General features: G+C 43.7%; 14 protein-coding genes and 1 riboswitch. Of the genes, 9 read left to right on the plus strand and 5 right to left on the minus strand.

The features are described from left to right. Nucleotides 1-112: 112 nt before the first annotated feature. Nucleotides 113-1,003, plus strand: a complete 891-nt coding sequence (locus L5M38_RS05150; RefSeq protein WP_263178496.1) for a DMT family transporter — start codon at nt 113-115, stop codon at nt 1,001-1,003. Nucleotides 1,004-1,156: 153 nt separating this feature from the next. Continuing rightward, nucleotides 1,157-2,788: a methyl-accepting chemotaxis protein gene (locus L5M38_RS05155; protein WP_263178497.1), complete on the plus strand. Its 1,632-nt coding sequence runs from the start codon at nt 1,157-1,159 to the stop codon at nt 2,786-2,788. A gap of 286 nt (nt 2,789-3,074) precedes the next feature. Here the strand turns inward: L5M38_RS05155 and L5M38_RS05160 are convergent, their stop codons facing one another. Continuing rightward, the gene (locus tag L5M38_RS05160) at nt 3,075-3,920 is read right to left on the minus strand and encodes an FAD:protein FMN transferase (protein ID WP_263178498.1); all 846 of its coding nucleotides are present in this window, start codon (nt 3,918-3,920) and stop codon (nt 3,075-3,077) included. A 723-nt stretch (nt 3,921-4,643) separates the two neighbouring features. Here L5M38_RS05160 and L5M38_RS05165 point away from each other — a divergent pair. The 4 genes from L5M38_RS05165 (at nt 4,644) to L5M38_RS05180 (ending at nt 10,662) form a co-directional block, all read left to right on the plus strand. Beyond that, the gene (locus tag L5M38_RS05165; RefSeq protein ID WP_263178499.1) at nt 4,644-5,975 is read left to right on the plus strand and encodes a Na+/H+ antiporter NhaC family protein; all 1,332 of its coding nucleotides are present in this window, start codon (nt 4,644-4,646) and stop codon (nt 5,973-5,975) included. A gap of 889 nt (nt 5,976-6,864) precedes the next feature. Next, nucleotides 6,865-7,608, plus strand: coding sequence for a 23S rRNA pseudouridine(2604) synthase RluF (locus L5M38_RS05170; RefSeq protein WP_263178500.1), 744 nt, complete (start codon nt 6,865-6,867; stop codon nt 7,606-7,608). A 275-nt stretch (nt 7,609-7,883) separates the two neighbouring features. Beyond that, nucleotides 7,884-8,990: a carbohydrate porin gene (locus tag L5M38_RS05175; RefSeq protein WP_263178501.1), complete on the plus strand. Its 1,107-nt coding sequence runs from the start codon at nt 7,884-7,886 to the stop codon at nt 8,988-8,990. Nucleotides 8,991-9,063: 73 nt separating this feature from the next. After that, nucleotides 9,064-10,662 carry a methyl-accepting chemotaxis protein gene (locus L5M38_RS05180; RefSeq protein ID WP_263178502.1) on the plus strand — a complete coding sequence of 533 codons (1,599 nt, stop codon included), beginning with the start codon at nt 9,064-9,066 and terminating at the stop codon, nt 10,660-10,662. Between the two features lie 158 nt (nt 10,663-10,820). Here the strand turns inward: L5M38_RS05180 and L5M38_RS05185 are convergent, their stop codons facing one another. From L5M38_RS05185 to gbpA, 3 genes are all read right to left on the minus strand, one after another. Next, complete coding sequence (locus L5M38_RS05185; protein WP_263178503.1) at nt 10,821-12,977, minus strand: S46 family peptidase; 2,157 nt, start codon at nt 12,975-12,977, stop codon at nt 10,821-10,823. A 281-nt stretch (nt 12,978-13,258) separates the two neighbouring features. Continuing rightward, nucleotides 13,259-14,485: an aromatic amino acid transport family protein gene (locus L5M38_RS05190; protein WP_263178521.1), complete on the minus strand. Its 1,227-nt coding sequence runs from the start codon at nt 14,483-14,485 to the stop codon at nt 13,259-13,261. A 561-nt stretch (nt 14,486-15,046) separates the two neighbouring features. After that, the gene (gene gbpA, locus L5M38_RS05195; RefSeq protein WP_263178504.1) at nt 15,047-16,492 is read right to left on the minus strand and encodes an N-acetylglucosamine-binding protein GbpA; all 1,446 of its coding nucleotides are present in this window, start codon (nt 16,490-16,492) and stop codon (nt 15,047-15,049) included. Between the two features lie 123 nt (nt 16,493-16,615). Further along, nucleotides 16,616-16,715, minus strand: a riboswitch (cyclic di-GMP riboswitch). 410 nt (nt 16,716-17,125) lie between these two features. Here gbpA and L5M38_RS05200 point away from each other — a divergent pair. Then, a complete protein-coding gene (locus L5M38_RS05200) occupies nt 17,126-17,680 on the plus strand; it encodes a TMEM165/GDT1 family protein (protein ID WP_131524629.1) in 555 nt (184 codons plus the stop codon). Nucleotides 17,681-17,730: 50 nt separating this feature from the next. Here L5M38_RS05200 and norR read toward each other — a convergent pair whose 3' ends face one another. Continuing rightward, on the minus strand, nt 17,731-19,338 hold the full coding sequence (gene norR, locus L5M38_RS05205) for a nitric oxide reductase transcriptional regulator NorR (RefSeq protein ID WP_113939855.1): 1,608 nt from the start codon (nt 19,336-19,338) through the stop codon (nt 17,731-17,733). Nucleotides 19,339-19,564: 226 nt separating this feature from the next. Here norR and norV point away from each other — a divergent pair, with 226 nt between their 5' ends. Both norV and norW read left to right on the plus strand, forming a co-directional pair. Further along, a complete protein-coding gene (gene norV / locus L5M38_RS05210) occupies nt 19,565-21,094 on the plus strand; it encodes an anaerobic nitric oxide reductase flavorubredoxin (RefSeq protein ID WP_173497349.1) in 1,530 nt (509 codons plus the stop codon). After that, nucleotides 21,087-22,253 carry an NADH:flavorubredoxin reductase NorW gene (norW, locus tag L5M38_RS05215; protein ID WP_263178505.1) on the plus strand — a complete coding sequence of 389 codons (1,167 nt, stop codon included), beginning with the start codon at nt 21,087-21,089 and terminating at the stop codon, nt 22,251-22,253. The genes norV and norW overlap by 8 nt, the downstream gene beginning before the upstream one ends. Nucleotides 22,254-22,300 lie beyond the last annotated feature (47 nt).

Raw genomic sequence — 22,300 nt, forward strand, 5'->3', positions numbered from 1 at the left:
ATTTATATCATAACCGACCATGGATAATAGCCACTAATCTATTATCTGGATGCTTAAGTGATAAGTCATAAGCTATGGCCAGTCACTTTAGCCAGTACCTAAAGGCAAGACCATGCTGTATTTGTTTCCCCTGTTGGCCGTATTAATTTGGGCAGGCAATTCGATAGTCAACAAGCTCTCATTTGGGATTATCGATCCTGAAGCCATAGCATTTTACCGTTGGTTTTTCGCTATGTTATTGTTAACCCCCTTTGTCGCAAGTCACGTCTGGCAAAAACGCCAAGTGATACTACCTTTGTTACCTAAGTTCGCTACTTTGGCTTTGTTAGGTATGGTGCTAAACCAAAGTCTGGCCTATTTTGCGGCGGCAACCACCACGGCAACAAATATGGCATTAATCACCTCTCTCGTGCCTATGATCAGTCTGTTTTTAGCCGTGCCATTACTCAAGCAAAAATTATCACCGTTAGCCTTTGGTGGCACCTTAATCTCGCTATTTGGATTGATTTTTATGCTCAGTCACGGCGATATGATGAACCTTGCCATCGGCGTGACCCAAGGTGATTTACTGTTGCTCTTTAGCGCCTTTGTGTATGCGCTCTATGGCGTATTACTGAAACGCTGGCAACTGCCACTACCGACTTGGGAATCGGTTTATATTCAAGGACTCATAGCCGTATTCATGCTAACGCCACTGCTGTTTACGAGTCCCAGCATAGCGATCAGTGCCCAATCGGCACCACTGATACTTTACGCTGCTATCGCTGCCTCACTTTTAGCGCCGTGGGCTTGGATCAATGGCATAAGCAAACTCGGCGCCGATCGCACCAGCGTATTCTTTAATTTAATGCCTATTATTGCGGCGATACTGGCGGCCATCATCCTAGATGAAACCTTAGCCATTTATCATTATATTGGCGGTTCTATGGTCATTATTGGCGTCATGCTAGTGCAGATAAAACCTAAGCCTAAAGTCATCCCTACCCTAGCTTGTCCTGAATAATCCAAAGTAATGCGTCAACGCCTTGGTAATAGTGACCAAGGCGGTTTCGCTTATTTCAATGCGTACAAAATCCCATCGCAATCTGCTGCACGCAAAGGCAATTCTATAAATAACGGCTAAGCTATTTATTAAGTTATTAATGGAGATCGTCCTATGTTTAACAGTATTCGCGTTAAGTTTTCACTGATGTTTGCAATTATGGCGACAGCGCTCATTGTCATGGCAGTCACCGATGCTATGCAAAGCCGTGCTACTGTGAAACAGATGCAGGAATTTAGTCAGTTATTTAATCCCGCAATTTCGGCAATTCTCAATGCAGATCGCGACCTTTATCAAGCGCAGCTAAGTGAAGAAGTGTTACTCAGGGAAGAATTATCTGCCGATAATCGCAAGAGTGAGATTGATAACTGGCAAGAGAATGTCGATCAAGCCCGTGACAGAATGGGAGAATTTAAAAAAATCCTTACAGGTCACCTGCAAGTACTGCAATCAACCAATGGCTTTGAGGCGCAGTTTTCGCTCTGGTATCAAGCCTCATCAGAGGTCATTAATGCCGTTAAAAGTAATGATTTTGAACGCGCGAAACAACTCCACGAAACCAAATCCAAGCAAGAATTTAAGGCATTAAGAGATATCTACAATGCCGCGGGCGAAGCCGCCGATAACAGAGTAAAAGAGCTAGATTTACAAGCAACGGAACAGGCAACCACCCAAACCCAAATATCCTTAACGATAGCAAGCTTAGTCGCCATTGTGGCGCTTTTGATTGCCTACTTCGGCCCTAAAATCATAGTCAATGCAATTGAAGATATCACTAGCAGGATCAATGACATTGTCGATGGTGACGGTAACTTAACCCAAAGGATCCCTATCACACGTCAGGATGAAATCGGCGAGCTCGCCCATGCATTTAACTTATTTGTAGAGCAGCTACAGCAAATGGTCATCTCGATTATTGGTCAAACTAAAGATGTGAGCCAAACCGTTGAAAGCCTTGCAACTAAGTCAGCTACCACAATCAACATCAGCCATGAACAAGAGCAGTTTGTCGATACCATTGTCACAGCAGTAAATGAAATGAGTGCAGCCGTAAGAGAAGTCGCCAGTAACGCTCTTCATACAGCCACCGAAATCACTAAGGTGAATGACCAAACAGTAGAGGGTAAGAATATCCTCGCCCAGTCCGTTAATCATATTCAGCAACTATCTGAATCAGTTAAAAATGCTGTGACTGTTATTGAAAAACTTTCAGTCAATTCTGCCAATATTGCCTCAGTGCTTGATGTGATCCGCTCAATCGCTGAGCAAACTAACCTCCTTGCCCTTAACGCGGCCATTGAAGCGGCGCGCGCTGGCGAACAGGGCCGTGGCTTTGCCGTAGTTGCCGATGAAGTACGTACACTGGCGAGTCGTACCGAAACCTCAACCCAAGATATTCAGCGCATGATTGAAGAGTTGCAACGCGGAGTAAATGATGCGGTTAAAAGCATTGAATCGGGAGCTAGCCTGACCACATCAACCGTGACCCTCGCCAGCCAGACCCAAGATGCATTAGATGAAATTCTAAACTCCACCTCTAAGGTCAGTGAGATGTCCACTCAAACGGCGACTGCAACCGAAGAGCAAACCCATGTGACCGAAGAAATTAATCGTAACTTGACCGAATTATCCGATAAAACAAGATACTGCAACTTAGTGATCCAAGAAACGCAGCAAATAGTCGTCAACACTAAAGCCATTTGCAGCAACCTACAAAAAGAAGTTGCGCGATTTAAAGTCGCTTAAGATAAATGACTAACAACACATGGTTAGCGATAAGCTATTGAAACGAAAAGAGTGCCCAATGTAGGCACTCTTTTTAATGGAAATAATACCAAGAAAAGCTTGAAGACAATAAAAGCCCACAACCGTATGCAAGTTGCAAATAACGGTAACGATACTGAACCCAAGTTGTATCGATTCACCCGTTAAAGTGCGAATAACAGTACTAACTGCTTAATGTTAACTCATAGTAATGATTGAATTTCTAATTCAATCATCTGCAAAAGCTGTAAAACAACCAAAAGATACATCAATCAAAACTGACTAATTGACCACCCAAGTGAGCAATTTTTTCAGCGGCCAAGTCGGGATTAAGATAGCCTGCGACTTTCGTTAACGCATCGGCACGCCAAGCAAAAGAGGCTCTCACACTAACAATACGCTCGCTTTCAGCATCGACGTTCGTATCGGCAACATTGCCAGTTGGCAGTAATAGTGCAGGGTAATCATGACTTAAGGTTTGTGAGACCCTTGAGCTGGCGAGCGCCATATTGCTAACGCAGAGCTTTTGGCTCGCTCCTAATGGACCGCGGCACACTACATTTAAAGATGCACTGCCAAAAACTTTTAAATCGCCACCCGCATTGACCCAACCTCCGCTCACGCCAGCGCGACACAGCTCACTCACTGCCATATCGACCGCATAACCTTTAGCTATACCATCTAAGGTTAAAATTAGCGGTCTAGCTAATCGCGCTTGATTACCTTTTATTTCAATATCTTGCCAGTCACCTTGCAATAACAATGGCATACCAAGGTAAGCAGGCAAAGCGCCGCGAGACATCATTTCGCCGCCAACGGTACAATTGAATAAGTTGTTGCTCGCCTTACCCAGCCCCTTAGCCAACTTGAGCACTCGTAAACTATCTTGGCTTAACGTTACCCATATTCCCGGCTGCCGATTTAACTGATTTAACTCGCTGTCCTGTTGATGGAAGCTCAGCAACCGCCCAATATGGGTCACACGCGAAAAAGCCGCGCTAATAGCCGCTTCCAATGCTTTATCTTTAAGTTGTACCTCACCGCTTTGATTTGGCAGTGACTCGGCAGCGATTTCCACCAGCGTTCCGAGTAATGGCTTAGCGCGACGTATCATGATAATACCCACTGTGGTAGGAAGATCTGAGGGATCAGCAATAAACGCTTCATCCAGTTAAATTTAAACAAAGCACTAAGAGTAATTAACATAATTTGTGCGGATTCTATTAAAGTCTCTACTTCAATACAAATTGTTGCCATTAGTTTTTATGGGGATTTTAGATGCTTGAAACTGTTTTACATTTAAAAACAATAGATTGCTTATTAAGGTTTTATTAAAGTTATTTGACTTATCATTGCTATCACAACGCTGCACAAGCGAACTAAGTCAATACGTCCCCAAATGAGCCCTATTGATTAATGCCACTCATCATTTACGCTATTTATGCTGTCTTACCCACCAACAACTCAAACTAAATGGAGCAATAAATAGCCGGCTTACTCCATCACACCAGTCATCCGCTTAAATTTTACGCTATTCCATTCAGTTGAAATACACGCTAAATCAGATATAAACCCTCTAACTCAATCTAAATGAAAACAGGTAAAGTATTGATTAGTAATTAAAATAAAGACTAATTTTCATCTTATACAACCTATTAATAACCTAGCGATCACAACGGAAGTAAAAACATCTAGACGTCTAAATTGACAGGTTATCAGGGATCAAATATGCTTTGCCTCAAGTTGCTAGGATACGATGCCGAGGCAACACTGAATTTAAGCGAGTTTGACTGCCAAGGATCCTGCGGAAAAACCCTAAGCGAAAGAGAGATAACATTTGAGCAATCCAACAGCAGCACAGCACAGCCCGGCATCTTTTATTGCCCTGTTGCCATTATTTGTTTTCCTTGGTCTTTTCATTGGCGCGGGTGTGTATTTCCAAAGCCAAGGTGTCGACTTTGCCTTCTATCAATTACCCAGCGTTATCGCTATTTTACCTGCAATCATTCTGGCGTTGATTTTATCAAAACAGAAATTAAATCAATCGATTGATACCTTTATTGGCGGTATTGGTCACAGCAATATTATTGCTATGTGTTTAATTTACTTACTTGCAGGCGCCTTCGCTGCAGTCGCTAAAGCCACTGGCGGCGTCGATGCTACTGTTGCTCTTGGTTTATCGTTAATACCATCGAATCTGTTACTACCTGGTTTCTTCGTGATTGCCGCTTTTATCGCAACGGCCATGGGAACCTCTATGGGGACAATCGCGGCTGTCGCTCCCATCGCCCTAGGCGTAGCCGACCAAGCGCAAATCGACTATGCACTGATGGCGGGAGCCGTGATGTCTGGCGCCCTATTTGGTGACAACTTATCGATTATTTCCGATACCACAATTGCAGCTACGCGCACCCAAGGCTGTGATATGAAAGATAAATTTCGTGAAAATTTAATTTTCGCTATCCCCGCATCACTGCTAACTTTAATCGCCTTTGTATTTGCCGGACAAGGCCAAGCAGAATTAGCAACGCAGAATATCGATCTTATTAAGGTCATTCCTTATCTGACCATTTTGATCTTAGCTGTGGCAGGTCTGAACGTATTTGTGGTCTTAACCTTAGGTATCTTATTAGCGGGCGCAACCGGCCTGTTTACTATGGATTACGGTGTGATCCAATTCGGTAAAGATATTTATGCTGGCTTTAGCAATATGCAGGAGATTTTCATTCTGTCTATGCTAGTGGGTGGTTTAGCCGCACTCATGCAGCAGCAAGGTGGCCTTGCCTTTGTGAGTAAACAGATTGAAAAGCTGATCACTCGTTTCTCTAAGGCGCAAGGTGAAGCTTCATGCCGTGCAGCTGAGCTAGGTATGGCAAGTATAGTCGCAGTGACTAACTCTTGTGTGGCTAACAACACGGTTTCTATCGTGGTGACGGGTGATATTGCAAAAGACTTAGCAGAGAAGCATGGCGTGAGTCCAAAACGTGCCGCCAGCATACTCGATATTTTCGCCTGTATTATCCAAGGTTTGATCCCGTATGGTGCACAGGCACTCTTAATTGCTTCGACCTTTAGCATCACGCCATTAGCAGCGGTATCACACGCTTGGTACTGTATGATTTTAGCCGTAGTGGCTGTTGCGATTGTAATTTTCCGCAAACGACACTAAATGATATTTGAGTCGCATGAGTAGAATCTAACGTTTATGACAAGGGACGCACTAGGCGTTCCTTGTCATTTTAAAGCCCTCTTTTGACGAAAAAGCATTAGCTCGCTTGCCTTCATTAAACAATTCAGGCAAGTTACCGCATTCAATGTGGTCATATCCCGTCAGTATATTTTTAGTCCCCCATGAATCCTCTTTATCACCAAGAACCAAGTTATTACGATCTACATCGTCTCATTACATGGTTGATTGTAGGCGCAGCCTTTATTAGCGCTTCTGGAGTTTTAATTGCTATTTATGCTGAATATCAAAACGTTTGAGTTCAAGTCTTACAGATACGAGCTGATTTTTTAGGTAACTATATCAACTCACCCCTCGCTTATGTGTTTAATTTAAGCTTATTGGCTGCGGGGCTCTGCATACTCATTTCAATGACCGGGCTCTACTTACTAAAACTGGATACGTTCAGCCAATGCATAGCACTTACAGGTGCTTGGGTAGGAGTCTCTGTGATTTTGATGGGAATATTCCCCATTAATTTTTTGAGCATACACAGAATAGTTTCAACGAGTTATCTATTAAGCACCCTCATCTTACACAGCCTTGTGATTATAGCGGGGATAGTGCCTCGGTTTATTTGCCCAAAGCCACTGTTCTATTTGAGCCTGATCAGCTTTTGTAGTGCAGTGAGTTTAACCCTGCAATTAGATTGGACAATATTGGATTTCCCTCCCTGTGTGCCCCAAACACACTTTTGTACTGTTTCAGCCAATATGTGGCTCCAAACTAACTTGAGTATTATTTGGTGTTTAAGCCTAGCCTTTGCAATGCGGCGCCTATCAAAAATACTGTATCATCGCGCCCAAGAACGCCAAATACTTTAGGGTAATCCATGCGCTTAGCAAAATACCTCGCCCAGTGTGGCATAGGCTCACGCCGTGAAGCCTGCCGTTTGATTGAGGCTGGGCGCATCACACTCAATGGCGGTATCGCCCGCCACACAGATCCCATCTGTTTAGACGAGTCATTAAACTGCCTCGACCGTATTGAGTTTGATGGCAAACCTATCACTCAAACCGAAACGCTCGCCTATTGGGTATTTAACAAAGCTGTGGGCACGGATTGCCGTCTGCTTGAGCAGGATGAAACGAGCCTCATACACCTGCTTCCCAAAGCGCCAAGACTCTACCCCGTCGGCAGACTCGATAAAGATTCCCGCGGCCTGTTGCTGTTAACTAACGATGGTGAGCTGACCCATAAACTGATGCACCCCTGTTTTGCCCACAGCAAAACCTACCATGTGCGCCTCGATAGGCCATTCACTGATGATTTTGTTGAACAAATGGCCAGTGGAGTGCGTTATAAAGACCTGCAAACCCTGCCCTGCCAAGTCCACCGCCTCAGTTCGGACAGCTTTGAAATCGTGCTGACGCAAGGCTTAAATAGGCAAATTCGGCGTATGGCCAGCGCCTTACGCTATAAGGTTATCGACTTACAACGCGTCGAGCTAATGACGCTAAGGTTAGCGATAGAGGCGGAAGACTCTTGTACTGAAGCAGCATTAGCAGAGGGAGAAATGCGACCACTCACACTAGATGAAATTGCAACGCTAAAAGCCGCGCTGGCAATAATATAGGCGGTTGTATGCCTCACCCTAGCGGCACTCAGAGAAGTCTTGCGCTCTTTTCACATCAGTCTTTAGTATCACTGTAGCCACTTCGTACGATGTGCCTTACTGTTCTTAAAAAGTGGGAGCATTACCAAGTGTCGCACTATTTTGGTGATAAGACGTATTTGGCGATAAGAGGTAGACAACTCTTTCATTGCTAGAATCACATCCGTCTCATTTCTCTGCATATTTTACAATCCTACCTATACTTTTAATTCATATGAAGCGAATGGATTTGCCTTATGCTGAAAAAGTGCTTTTTTACCATAATGTTGCAGTTGACGATTGTGAATGCGATGGCGGAAGAAAACTCCCCGTATACCTGGTCGAATGCCCTTACACTGGAGTCTGTCACCAATCTTAAAGGAGGGATCGCAGAGGGAACACGCAATCTCGCAAATTTGGATTTAACCTTAGCGATCGATACGCAAGCTGCCAATTGGTCGAATAATGGCAACATCTTTATTTATGTCTTAGGTAATTATGGAAAGGCGCCCTCTGATTTGACTGGCGACTTACAAACCATTTCGAATATTCAAACCGATAATCATCTTAAACTCTATGAATTGTGGTATGAGCATAGTTTTGCAAATGGCGCGGTAAATTTATTGGCAGGCCTGCATGATTACAACTCAACCTTTTACACACTTGAATCTGCGGGACTATTAACAACGTCATCTTTTGGTATTGGTCCAGAAGTCGCTCAAGTAGGCCCTTCCATTTTTGCGACAACCGCGGTAGGAGTTCAACTAACACTTGTTGGTGAACATCAATATCTCTTACTTGCGACATACGATGGCATTCCCGGCGATCCTGAGCATCCGCATGGTACTCACATTAAATTTAAACAATCTGATGGTTTATTCAATGCCATTGAATGGGGAATAAAAAATGAACATTCCTATAAATTTGCCATCGGTGCATGGCACCATTCTGCAGAAATAGAAAATCCCGTTGACGAGAATATCAGTGATTCAAATAGCGGTTTTTATTTAATTGGCGAAAAGAATATTAACGATAGATTGACCGCTTTTTTCCAATATGGACGAGCTGATGCCAGTAAAAATCAATTAGCATCCTATCTAGGTATCGGGTTCACTCTAAATAATATTTGGTTTGAAGAAGATACCATTGGTTTAGCCTATGCTTCTACTCAAAATAGTTCGCCATTCTTACGCGTAAATACTGATTTACTCTTCAATGAGAATATTTTAGAGCTGAGTTATTTATGTCCAGTCACATCTTCAGTGAGTATGCAAGCCAGTTTGTACGGTATTGATAATCCAAGTATGTCATCAGTGCTAGATAACGCATTAGCATTTGGAGTGCGAGCTTATATTGAATTTTGAGCTAATAAATTAATCGTAGATGACGCTGTAAAATTAAAGTTTGTGGATCTATTAAGGATTTTAGGGACAGCATATGAATATTAAACAATCAATTATCGCGGGTTTAGTGGCATTTTTAATATCTATCGGTATTAATACCTATGTGGGTTACTCAGCGACAGTACAAATGTCAAACATGCTAACCTACATCACAGGTCCGGCTTGGAATACGGCCGATGGTGCCATGGAGGGGCAGATAGAGCTTGAAAAACAAATTATTGTTATTAACCGTTTACAACAAAAACAAATTGATCCAGCCGCAGCTCGAACTGAAATGGATGCCGCCATTGAAGCCGCAGAAGAAGCCTTAGGGCGAATGAAATCACAAAACTTGATAGAGCCTCAGCAAGTTAACTCATTAAACCATCGTTTAGAGAGTTTTAATCATATCCGCGAAGTCATATTTTCAGCCTTGCAAAGCGGAGATGTACCAGAAAATGATATTAAACAATTTAATCAACAAATAAGTGAACTGTTAGCATTTATAACCAGTTTAGAGGAAGCTGCTGATAGTAAGGTAGAGGGGGAATCTAGCCAAATTGATTCCATTGTTACCAGTGCAAACACAAAGTTAATATTAGGTTTTATCGCCTCAGTGCTTGTCGCTGTATTTGTGTATTTCATGGCGATCAAATTAATATTGACCCCGATAGCGGTAGTAACGGATAAGTTGGCTGATTTAAGCATAGGGTCTGGCGATTTAACAGTGCGATTACCCAATGCCAATGCAGAAACTGAAGTTGGACGCTTAGCTGACGCATTTAATGGGTTTATACAAAAATTACAAGCCTTGATTAGTAAAGTCCAACTCAGTAATCACTCTCTCATCACCGCTAGCACGCAAATAAGCCAGTCCATTACCACAAGTTCACAGGTTGCTGGCGCACAGTTACAAGAAATAACTCAAGTTGCAGATGCAGTAGAAAAAATTTCTCACTCCCTCAATCAAGTAGGTGACTCCGCTGAGGGTGCAAATAAAGCCTCTGAACAAGCAGTCTCAAGCACTTATACAGGTAATCAGATTGTCGTTTTGGCTCAACAAGGAGTCGCTCTCGTTGCCAGTGAGGTAGATAAAGCCTCACAAGTCATTTCAAGTTTGGTTGCCGACAGTCAAAATATCAGCGCCATGTTAGATGTTATTCGAAGTATCGCAGAGCAAACCAACTTGCTAGCACTCAATGCAGCTATTGAAGCCGCGCGTGCAGGAGAAACTGGGCGCGGTTTTGCCGTAGTCGCGGACGAAGTTCGCAACCTTGCATCGAGGACACAGGAATCCACCAAATCCATTGAAATCATCATCACGAATTTATCTTCCGGTTCAGCTAAAGCTGTAGATGTAATGAATAGTGCACAGAAGCAAGCGTTAATGATAAAAGAACGGATCGGAGAAACTTCTGATGCGTTTGCAGATATCATCCGCGTTGTTGATCAAATAAAAATCATGAATGGAGATATTGCCCGCGCTTCAGAAGATGAAAAACAAGAGATGGCACATATAACTTACAGCATTTCAAATATTCTAAAACAAGCCAAAATAAATCAGCAAGCGGGAGAGTTAGCACAAACATCACAGCAACATCTGGAAGAACAAGTGGAGATGATTGAGGGGTTACTAAAGCAATTTAGAACCTAAAGTTACTGCGCTCTAGGAATAAAAAATAGCGATAAACATTATGAGTCTATCGCTATTTTATTGTCTTGTAATTCCTGCGTGCTAATCGAACAAAAACACGCTTAAATGCAGCTCATCTAAATCGTCCTAAGCCACAGTATTCAAGATGCGGCAATGGATTACTTAACGATTTCCATCTCAGCTAATAAATTGTCGGCATGATCTAAATACTTCATTACCCACAGCATATAACGGCTGTCGACATGAATAGAACGGTTAATCTCGTTATCAAATGCCCAACCGCCGATAATGCTTTCATACACACCGTCGAACAATAGGCCGACGAGTTCAGCGCGGCCGTTTAAGGTCGGTGAGCCAGAATTTCCGCCAGTAGTATCTAAAGTTGATAAAAAGTTTACTGGTACAGAATCTATTGATTTCATATAGAAATCACCATATTGCTTCTGCTTAATCAGCTCTAACTCTTTCTTTGGTGCATCGAATGGGTCAACACCTGTGTCCTTTTGCACTATGCCTTCAAGGCGAGTGAATGGCACAGCCACTAAACCGTCTTTTGGCGAGTAGCCTTTCACATGACCAACCGTGACACGTAAGCTTGAGTTAGCATCAGCATACACTGGCTTACCTTGCTCTAGGTTGTAAGCAATAATGGCATCCATATATTGCGGACGCACCTTCATTAGTTCACCCGCTAATTCTTTTTCTTTCTTTTCTTCAGCCATATCTGTGTCATACATAGCGACAGCGAATTGAATGAAAGGATCTTTAGAGGCTTTAAAATCGGCAACGGATTTATCCATCCACGCTAGGCGAACATCTTTCTTACCTAACTCAGTTTTGGCGTACATTTTATCTAAGGTTTTCGAAAGCTTAGCTTCACTAAACTTTTTATCGATACCAAAGGATTTATCCAATGCGGGTAGGCGCTGATCTTCTGGCAGTGCGGCGTAGCGTTTTAGCATGTCGAGCAATACCGCTTTATCAACGCTTGGCGCATAACGACGATCAATACGCTCCATGCTCGCTTTGAGGCGAGTCATATCACGATCTTGGAAGCCTGGTTCACGCTGCATATCTGGCAGTTGTTTCTCATTCGCGAGGCGATATAAGCTGCGCGCCGTCGGCAACATAGTCGTACTGCCTATGTAGCTTAAGATCATGTCACGCTCTTGATGCGTTTTGCCTTTGGCAATCAAGGCATCTAATTCCGCTAAGGTTTTACCGTATTTCGCTTCACGACTGCTGTCTTTGGCTATCCATGCCGCAAGCTTAGCTTCGAGGGCTTTACGATCAGCCAACATGGTTGATTTACCGTAAAACTCGATCATAGAAGTGAAGTTTTTCGCATAATTTGCAAGGCCAGCAATTTGACTCTCGTACTTAATACGCTCGTCGCTGCCCTCTGGCGCGGTTTCTTTAATGATCTCTATAAAGCGTTCACGCAGCATTTTGCCTTCGGGATAAGCCCACTCAAACTCATTTTGAACTTCAGTAGCTGTGCGATATCTGTTGGTGCGACCTGGGTAGCCTGCAACCATCACAAAATCACCCTCACTCACCCCTTTAGCCGATACTTTTAAGAAACTTTTTGGCTCATAAGGCACGTTGTCAGCACTAAATTCTGCGGGTTTACCTGCTTTAGATACATAAGCACGGTAGAAAGAAAAATCGCCTGTGTGACGTGGCCACATCCAGTTGTCTACGTCGCCGCCGTATTTACCCACGCTCGCGGCTGGGTTATAGACTAAACGCACATCACGGATTTCCAATTGCTTAACCAGATAATATTCGAGACCACCGTGAAAGCTATACACTTGGCAACGGTAACCATCTTCTTTTTCACATTCAGCAACTAACGCTTTTTCTTGGCTTTCAACGCCTTGATAGAAGGCGCTGCCCACTTTACCTTCAAGCCCGTTTTTAACTCGCTCAGTGACATTAGTTACATCTTCAGTCACATAGACACGTGAGCCAGGGGTCGCAGGTAATTCATCGGCGAAGGTCTTAGCTAAAAAACCATCCTGCAGCAGATTTTTCTCAGGAGTGGAATTGTATTGAATTGCCCCATAGGCACAGTGATGATTAGTCACGACGAGGCCCTTTGGCGATACAAATGATGCAGTGCAACCGCCAAGGCTTATCACGGCATTCATCGGGAATTCGGTGAGTTTAGAAATCGATTTTGCATCAATTTCAAGGCCTTTTGCTTTTAGCTCATCAGCCATTGCAGGCAGTTGATGGGGCTGCCACATACCTTCGTCAGCCTGTGCGCCAAAACTAGCGGCCACGGCAACTGTGAGTAACCATTTTTTCATTGTGTTAAGTCCGTTTGATGTGAATGAAGCCACGCGCAAGCTGGGCCATTTTCTCGTTTTAATAGCGTTGTTTTAATTTTAAATAACTGTGCTAAAACCCAGCATCACTCGCTTTAAAACCTAAAAAGCAAAAAGTCAGGCCGGGGCCTGACTTTATCACATGCGACACTCTCTATAACAGACTCTGAAAAACTCGCTTACAAAGCAAATACATTAATAAGCATTATTGGTTTAAGTCTACTCAATTTCAGCCTTTCATGTTCTTAATTTTGAACTAGAGATTAGATAACAATAATTATAATAAAATTGAATAATTCTCTGACTTGCTCAAAAACACCTCCCACAAATAACTGAGCACCAATAATAATGGCCCCCAAGATACCGGCAAGACCGAGCGCAAATGTGCCGCCTACAACTTGATATCCTTGAGGCTGTATTTGACGCTGACGCAGTGCCATAACAATTGGCAAAAAGATGATCATCACGACCAATGGTACGGCCGCAAATCCCAGTACCGCCACAAAGCCTTCAGGCAAATACAAGGCACACAAAACAGGCGGAATAAAGGTCAGTAACCAAGTTTGAATACGGCCGGCAAACGTTTCTTTAGCGCGAGTTAATTCGGCGATAAAGTCATATAAACTTAAGGTCACACCGAGGAATGAGGTCACTAAGGCTAAATCAGCGAATAATGAAATACATTTGCTGATCCAAGGTGTATGAGCAATATCCTGCAATGCCGTGACGAGTGAAGGTAGTGAACCTTCAAAACTATTCACCTCATATCCGCCGACAGTGCCTAAAGTCACCAATAACCACAGAACATAACAAGCAAGTGGGATCGTCGAGCCGATTAACAACACTTTACGCAGTGATACCGCATCGCCATCGAGATAACGCACTAAAGTGGCGATACAGACGTGGAAACCAAACGAAGTAAACACTACGGGAATTGCCGCCATCCAATTGCTGGTCATAGACTCGGCAATCGCGCCCGTTGCCATGCTAGCAATACTGACTTCGGGCAATAAAAATAATACCACCACCACGAGCAATAGAATCATTAACGAAAATAGGAAACGTGAAACTTTATCGACCCAAGCAACACCTAGCGCCGCAAAGCCACCGAGCACCAGTGTAAATAACAACACTGCGACTTGATTATCGAGCACGATATCGAACATGTTCTTCGCTTTAAGCACTAATAACGAAGAGCCGCCAGTGAGATAAGCCGCGGTCAAGGCAAATAATAAACTCAGGAAAGAAGCACCTTGAATTATTTGACCTTTTTTACCCAGTAACTTACCCGTAATAGCATGCACGTTATCCCCCACGCCAGTACGTAAGTTAATTTCGAGCATAAGTAATGAGGTATAGGCGGACACGCCCCAAATAACGACGAGTAACACTAAAGCAGGGATAATACCTAAAGCCGCTGTGGCTAAAGGTAACGCTAACATACCTGCGCCAATGGCCGTCCCGGCAACGATGGCGATCGAGCCTAACATTTTTGAATTCACACAATAGTCCTGTTCAATAATTAATTATTATTTTATTTGAGTAAGATTTGAACCGATAAAGCCTTGCGTCTTAAATCGAAATAAGCGACACATCACTTAAAGCATCCAATCAGATCTCGACCTAGCAGATCAATTGGCCCCAATAGCTTTTGAATGTTTCAACCCAGTAGCCATTGAGGCTAACTAAATCGATTATTGAAAAATGGCATGACTTTCAATTGTGATAGCCCAAATTAATGTACCGATATAAGCATCGATTAAATAGATAGTTTGGGACATTAACAGAGCCAAACCCAGTGGGCAAGCCAGTTGTGAACAAAGAAGGGTAGCAAACGGTACGGTAACAACTTAATAGCGCTGTGATAAACGAAAATATACAAGCCAACAAAATCGCTACCTTTGTTGAGAATACCTGTAATCTTGTATTAGGCTCGAATCAAAATAAAGCCGGTCCTTTTCCATCCGATGCAGACAAAAAGGGCTTAAACACACGGATATGTTTAAGCCCAATGACACCTTTTTGAAGCTAGGTTAGCTCAAAAAGTTAATTTACAGCTCAGTCCACGCCATAACCCAAGAAGCGCCAACACCTGGCTCAAATCCTGTGGCAGAAGCCGACCACTGCACGCAATAGCCGCTATAAGGGAATGGCTTACATTGATACACTTTGCCATTTTTAGGCTGTAACACTGTAGTACCTGCAACGTAACCTTTCACGCCTGCTGGGAATACAAAATCAGCTTCTGGTGCAGGAGCTTGATCCTTTAAGAAGAGATCAAAGTTCTGCTGAATAACATCACCTTGTTTAGGCTCAGCTTTTACCTGCAAATGATAATGCCCAGCTTTAGGCTCAACGACGTCTAACACTAAGCTCGCGCTGGTATTGTTAACAGTTTGGCTCACAAAACCTGCCGCTGTGCCATCATGGCTAAACAAATACGCTGACACTAGCATCTCGGCGTTACTGGTCACATCAAAGCTGACCTTCGCCGCACCATCGATAATTTGATAATCGTCGGCAAGTGAAGTGACTTCTAAGCTGTTGCCCGGAGCAGGAGCTAAATCAAATCCTACTTCGACACGCTCAATACCTGAGTTTTTCGCTGTAAAAATGTCGTTTTTGCCATACACAGGCTCAATCACACCCGATGCATTTTTTTGTCCCGCTTTTAACTGGGACTGCTGGGCATTAATCGCGCTCGCTAATAGGAAAGGCCAATTTTGTTTATCACCTTGAGTCGCATCGCTAATGGTAATGACTGTTTGCTTAGCCGCTTGCTCACCATTGGCGTCAAACACCCGGGTCATCACTTTATCGCCTGCTTTTAGATTGAGTGACGGATTGATATCCCCCACATCTTGCCATTCACTCGGCACAACAGGACCCGAGCCCAAGTTCACATCGATAGCATTGTAGAAACTATTCGTCGTATCTCCCACTTCCCACACGGCCAAGATCACTTGATAACCACTGCGACCTTCTGGCACGTAGCAGTCATGGGTCACTAACTTAGGCGGCTGTTCCATACCACCATCAACTACGCAAAAGGGGGCTAAGTCAAAGCTCGCTCGGCTCAAAGCTTGGTTTGGGTTCCAATCTTGGCGAGTTAAATAGTAACGCCAATTACGGGTGACATGGTTTGCTGTGAACTGCCAACTGAACTTATTCCAGCCCGCTTTAATATCCGTCTTTGCCCAACGGCTCGGACTTTGTTCATCCAAAGGTGAAAAAGCACCATTGCCAGCACTCGCCAGTTTGCCATCAGCAGGACCTGATTCAGGAAAACCCGATGGCCCCTCAACACTTTGCGGCTCCCATTGCACCGCGCCACAATTGGCATTTTTACCTGTTTTACAGGCATATGAACGCGATTCAGGTGCCACAACATAACCGTGCGCCTGCGCAGAGATACTCACAAACGCATTCGTCGCCATTACTGCCGCGGCCAATAAACTCAATTTAGAAATAGGGGAAAAAACAGTAGGATTTGCCACTTTAATGCACTCCATTGATTGCCTATCATCCTAAACATAATGATAGGCTTAGATATAAAAGTGGTATTTGGGCAAACAACAGCATTAAACAGCAGTCGTTTATCTTTCACAGAAATCGAATTCTGCGGCAACTCCGCTATCTTAGTTCACTAAAAAATCCATTTACAACCTTAGACCGGAAGCTTTGCGTCCTAACTTTTCAATTAGTTTGCCAAATACAGTCGTTATCATTGAGTCACTACGAGTTAACAGTATGTAACCAAGTAGAAATGACTTGGCTAAATTAGCAACAAAAGACAACGTTGTCAAAAAATAATTCATTTATATTCATTAAGTTACAGAATGTGGATCGGTATTTTTCTGACACCCGTCAAACATTTATCAGCACCTACTGTTATAAACTCGTGCTTGAAACTAAATCTTACCTAGGTATAATGCCCACCTCGCTTCGGGGGAGTAGCTAACTGGATTTCGAGCCATCGTCATCTAGGGTGAACATCAACATACTTGGCAACATGCCATGGTGTTCACAGCAAATCATAGATTTGCCCAGCAAGACCTGAGCACAATGACTGCACCTAGGGGTGGACGGTTTATTGTGCTTATGTCATAACCACCCCTAAAGGATCACACTTGGAAGCCCTACTTGCCTCAACCTTTACGGTTGCTATCGCCGAAATTGGTGATAAAACTCAATTACTTGCACTAATCCTCGCAGCAAGATTTAAAAATAAAACCGCCATTATTCTAGGTATTTTGCTGTCGACATTATTTAACCATTTTGCCGCAGCTTGGATTGGCCAATGGGCGATTAACTGGGTAAGCCCAGATCTGGCACGTTATTTAGTGGCTGCGTCCTTCTTTGCAATCGCTCTTTGGGTGTTAATCCCCGATAAAGTCGATGCAGAAGAGAGCCGTTTCTATAAAATGGGCCCCTTTCTCGCCACTTTTATCCTGTTTTTTATCGCCGAAATGGGGGATAAAACACAAATCGCAACTGTGGTATTAGCCGCAAAATACGATTCATTAACTATGGTGGTTGCAGGCACAACCTTAGGCATGCTGCTTGCTAACGTACCCGTAGTAATCGCAGGCCACTTCAGCGCCGAAAAATTACCTATGTTGTGGATACACCGTGGCTGCGCCGTATTGTTCGCACTCTTAGGCGTAGCAACACTGTTCTTCTAAGAATCGAGGCTGGGGTTTTGCTGCAGAATAAAATCTCTTCACGCAATATTTTATTCTTTTAAACCTAACCGTTTTGCAAGTCGGTGCAAATTACCTGTATCGATTTGCAATATTCTTGCACACGCAGCCCAATTTTGTTGATTCGCGGCTAAAACTTGACGAATAAGTTGACGCTGATATCTCTCAGTCGCAGCCTTAAGCCCCAGCATAACACTGGAATTATCTTGCGATTGTCCCTCACGACAGGCCGACTCAGACCTAAATGCTAATTCACTGGCTGGCGTTGCGGCATCTGATGGCCTATCTTCGTCGACTGTTTTGTGTGCTTGATTCATCAAAGAATCGAGCTGAAAATGTTTATTACTTAAGCTGATGTAAGCCGTTTTTAGCTCGGCTTTCGCCAACACCGCAGCCCTGTGTATCGAATGCTCTAGCTCACGCACATTACCCGGCCACGTGTATTGCTCTAATAACTGCTGTGCTGCGGGTGTGATATTGATATGGGTGAGTCCTAACTTCGCTTTACAACGTTCAAGAAAAAAACCTGTCAGCATGACAATATCTTGCCCACGCTCTCTTAATGGTGCTACGTGGATAGGAAACACGCTCAACCTATGGTAAAGGTCGAAACGAAAACGCCCTTCCGTTGCCTCTTGGTGCAAAATTCGATTAGTGGCGGCAATAATCCGAGTATTAACTTTTAGGCTCTTATCACTGCCCACTCGCTGTAATTCACCGTATTGTAAAACCCTCAATAACTTAGCTTGCAGCCCCAAGGGAAGCTCCCCGATTTCATCTAAAAACAAGGTCCCCTTGTCAGCGAGTTCAAACTTGCCTTGCCTATGACTGATTGCCCCCGTAAATGCCCCTTTTACATGCCCAAATAACTCGCTTTCGGCGACGGACTCAGGCAATGCAGCGCAGTTCAAATAGATAAGTGATTTATCGGCTCTGGTCGATTGATTATGTATCGCCGCGGCCACTAACTCCTTACCCACGCCAGTTTCGCCGGTAATTAATACCGATAAGTCAGTGCCTGCCACGGCACTTATCTGCTGCTTTAGCGATTGGATCTGTGTGGATTGCCCTATGATCTCCTGCTGACTAGCAGGACGATTGAGCACCTCAGTGCCATTGGAAACTTCAACAACTTGGGATTCTAGCTGTTGCATCAATAACGCAGTATTAAGACTGGCTGCGGCCAGTGCGCTGATCACACGCAACTCGCTATCACTAAAACCATCAAACTGATGAGGGTTGAAACCATCAATGGTGAGCGCCCCAATTAAGCGATCGTTCGCGATTAGTGGTAAACCAATGCAAGCATGTACATGTAAGTTCGCACTATGATGTGGAATTAAACCATCATACGGATCAGGAAGTTCACTGTCGGCCGGGAAACGAACCACATCGCCAGCACGGGCGATAGCCTCTAATCTCGGATGTTCACTAATTTGAAAGCGCCGCCCTAACACTTCGGCAAAGAGCCCATCTATCGCCAAGGGGACAAATTGCTGCTCCCGAAATGCCAATAATGCCGCAGCATCACAATTGACACGCCGCCTGACCACTGCCAACAAACGCTCAAACCTGTCTTGCGTCGACACGCCGACAGTCAAATCTAAGGCTAACTGAGTTAAATCAGCATGGGCACTCATAGCACATCCACAGTCAAATAAAGTCATATTGACAATAGTGTAATGTCAATTTGACCAATATCAAATTGTCATTATGACACCAGTAAGTAATTTCAAATGTTGAAATACATTAATACAAATAAAAATCAACACCTTAGAATGTTGGCATAGTGAGTGCAATAAGAGATTTAACTAAATAAGCAAGATTTACGTAGCGCATTCATTATTAATTATCACAGGTGTATTTATGACTATTCATGTAAAAAACAATATCCACTGGGTGGGTCAACGCGATTGGGAAGTGCAAGATTTTCATGGTACTGAGTACAAGATAACTAAAGGCACAAGCTACAATAGCTACCTTATCCGTGAAGAAAAAACCGTGTTAATAGATACAGTTGATCATCGGTTTAGCCAGCAATTCTTACAAAATCTTGAAGCTGAAATTAATTTAACCGACATAGACTATATTGTGATGAACCATGCAGAGGAAGACCACTCAGGCGCCCTGACTGCATTAATGGCCAAAATTCCTAACACTCCAATTTACTGCAGTGAAAATGCGGTCGACTCCATTGTAGGACATCACCACCACCCAGAATGGAATTTCATTACCGTAAAGACAGGGGATAGTTTAGCGATAGGCAATGGTAAGCAACTGATATTTATCGAAGCACCTATGTTGCATTGGCCAGATAGCATGATGACATACCTCACCGAAGATGCGGTTTTATTCAGTAACGATGCCTTTGGCCAACACTATTGCGACGAACATTTATTCAATGATGAGGTTGATCAAAATGAATTAATGGAACAATGCCTACGGTACTACTCAAACATTTTAACGCCCTTTAGCAGCCTAGTGACGGCTAAAATTCACGAAGTATTAAGCTTTAATTTACCTGTAGATATGATCGCAACTTCACACGGCATTGTGTGGCGTGATAATCCTGCCCAAATTATTCACCAATATTTAGCTTGGGCCGACGCTTATCAAGAAGACCGCATCACGATTTTCTACGACTCTATGTCCAATAATACTCGCATGATGGCCGACGGTATTGCTCAAGGTATCCATGATGTTGACCCCAATGTAGCGGTAAAAGTGTATAACGTCGCACGTCATGATAAAAACGAAATCCTTGCACAGGCATTTAGGTCAAAAGGTATTTTAGTCGGCTCATCCACCATGAATAATGTGATGATGCCTAAAATTGCCGCCATGCTTGAAGAAATCACGGGCCTGCGTTTTCGCAATAAAAAGGCGGCAGCTTTTGGTAGTTATGGCTGGAATGGCGGCGCAGTCGATAGAATTCACACTCGTTTGATGGATGCTGGTTTTGAAACCTCGGTGGGATTAAAAGTCAAATGGCGTCCCGATCGAGATGCGATGCAAGAATGCCGTCAGCACGGCCAGCGAATCGCGCGAGAATGGGCATTGCGGCCCCTTGATAGCGCTAATAGTCGCTCTATCATTAATCAAGTCATGTCAAAACCTAGCCAAGCCACCACGGCCAGTCAAACAGCTGAAAATACTGCTACTAATAACGTCCCTGTGACAGCACCGATTGCAACAAAAGCGTGCGAATTAAATGATACACAATCAATGATTTGCACTGTTTGCCAATGGATTTACGACCCTGAAAAAGGAGAACCTAATCAAGATGTCATTGCTGGCACACCTTGGACTCAAGTGGCCGAAGACTTCCTCTGTCCCGAATGTGGCCTAGGTAAAAGCGTTTTCGCTGTCATAAAAAATGAGGTGACTAATGTCTAAACCTATCGTCATTATCGGCAGTGGATTCGCGGCATATCAGCTAGTCAAAACACTGCGACGTTTAAACCGCGAACAACCGATTACAGTTATCACAGCCGACTCTGGTGACGAATACCATAAACCAGATTTAAGCCATGTGTTTAGCCATAAAAAAATGGCGTCAGACCTCATAAAATTGACCGCGACTGAATTTGCACATGAGCAACAAATTGATGTAATAAATCACTGTGAAGTCATAAAAATAGATAAAGTTCGTCAGGTAGTCTGTTGCCATCAAGGACGCGAAATTGTGTACAAAAAATTAGTGCTTGCCACGGGTGCACGACCCTTTATTCCACCTATAGAGGGAGATGGCGTCGATATCATCCACACAGTTAACAGCTTAATAGAATATCAGGCCTGCGAAGCAGACATCCATGGCGCGAGGAGAGTACTGGTTATCGGTGCTGGTTTGGTCGGAGTTGAATTGGCAATGGACTTAGCAACTGCAGGTAAGCAAGTGTTTTTGGTCGATCCACAAGCGAGCTTAATGCCGAATATGCTACCCGAAATGTTAAACCACAAACTGACCGCTGTACTAACGCAGCATAACGTCACAGTGCAATTGCAAACCCGAGTCAGCCAACTGCAACACCAAGATGGCAGTATCTCTGTGTGCCTAGATAATGACCAGCGGTTTATTTGTGATGCGGTTATCTGTGCAGCGGGACTTCTCCCTAACAGCCAACTTGCCCAGCATGCGGGGCTAGAGGTCAATAAAGGTATCGTCGTTAACGAATACTTACAAACCAACGATGCCCATATTTATGCGCTAGGTGATTGCGCCCAAATCAACGGCCAAAATAGGGCCTATTTGCAACCTGCGTTACTGAGCGCCAATGCGCTGGCGAACACATTACTGAACCAACCGACAGCAGTGAATTTTCCCGCCATGCTCATTAAAGTGAAAACGCCACTGTTACCTATGCAACTCAGCGGTATAACAGTGAATGGCGTCCATCGCTGGCAAGTCGATATTGATGCTCAAGGAAGCAGTATTAAAGCATTCGACGTGGATGAAACATTTATAGGATTTATCGTAACCGAGGATAAAATGCAGCAAGCATTTGGATTGTTAAAGCAGCTAAATAGCCCTAACGCGGCACTCATCGCGGCCTAAGAGCACATTAACGAGAATGTTAATATTATTGTCGCTGATAATAAAAA

The sequence above is a fragment of the Shewanella sp. SM101 genome, from assembly GCF_025654465.1.
Classification (GTDB): domain Bacteria; phylum Pseudomonadota; class Gammaproteobacteria; order Enterobacterales; family Shewanellaceae; genus Shewanella; species Shewanella oncorhynchi.

Bases quoted from the DNA above. Each gene is read 5' to 3' on its own strand.
- L5M38_RS05150 (WP_263178496.1), top strand. From the start codon at position 113: ATGCTGTATTTGTTTCCCCTGTTGGCCGTATTAATTTGGGCAGGCAAT.
- L5M38_RS05155 (WP_263178497.1), top strand. From the start codon at position 1,157: ATGTTTAACAGTATTCGCGTTAAGTTTTCACTGATGTTTGCAATTATG.
- L5M38_RS05160 (WP_263178498.1), bottom strand. From the start codon at position 3,920: ATGATACGTCGCGCTAAGCCATTACTCGGAACGCTGGTGGAAATCGCT.
- L5M38_RS05170 (WP_263178500.1), top strand. From the start codon at position 6,865: ATGCGCTTAGCAAAATACCTCGCCCAGTGTGGCATAGGCTCACGCCGT.
- L5M38_RS05175 (WP_263178501.1), top strand. From the start codon at position 7,884: ATGCTGAAAAAGTGCTTTTTTACCATAATGTTGCAGTTGACGATTGTG.
- L5M38_RS05180 (WP_263178502.1), top strand. From the start codon at position 9,064: ATGAATATTAAACAATCAATTATCGCGGGTTTAGTGGCATTTTTAATA.
- L5M38_RS05185 (WP_263178503.1), bottom strand. From the start codon at position 12,977: ATGAAAAAATGGTTACTCACAGTTGCCGTGGCCGCTAGTTTTGGCGCA.
- L5M38_RS05190 (WP_263178521.1), bottom strand. From the start codon at position 14,485: ATGTTAGGCTCGATCGCCATCGTTGCCGGGACGGCCATTGGCGCAGGT.
- norR (WP_113939855.1), bottom strand. From the start codon at position 19,338: ATGAGTGCCCATGCTGATTTAACTCAGTTAGCCTTAGATTTGACTGTC.
- norV (WP_173497349.1), top strand. From the start codon at position 19,565: ATGACTATTCATGTAAAAAACAATATCCACTGGGTGGGTCAACGCGAT.
- norW (WP_263178505.1), top strand. From the start codon at position 21,087: ATGTCTAAACCTATCGTCATTATCGGCAGTGGATTCGCGGCATATCAG.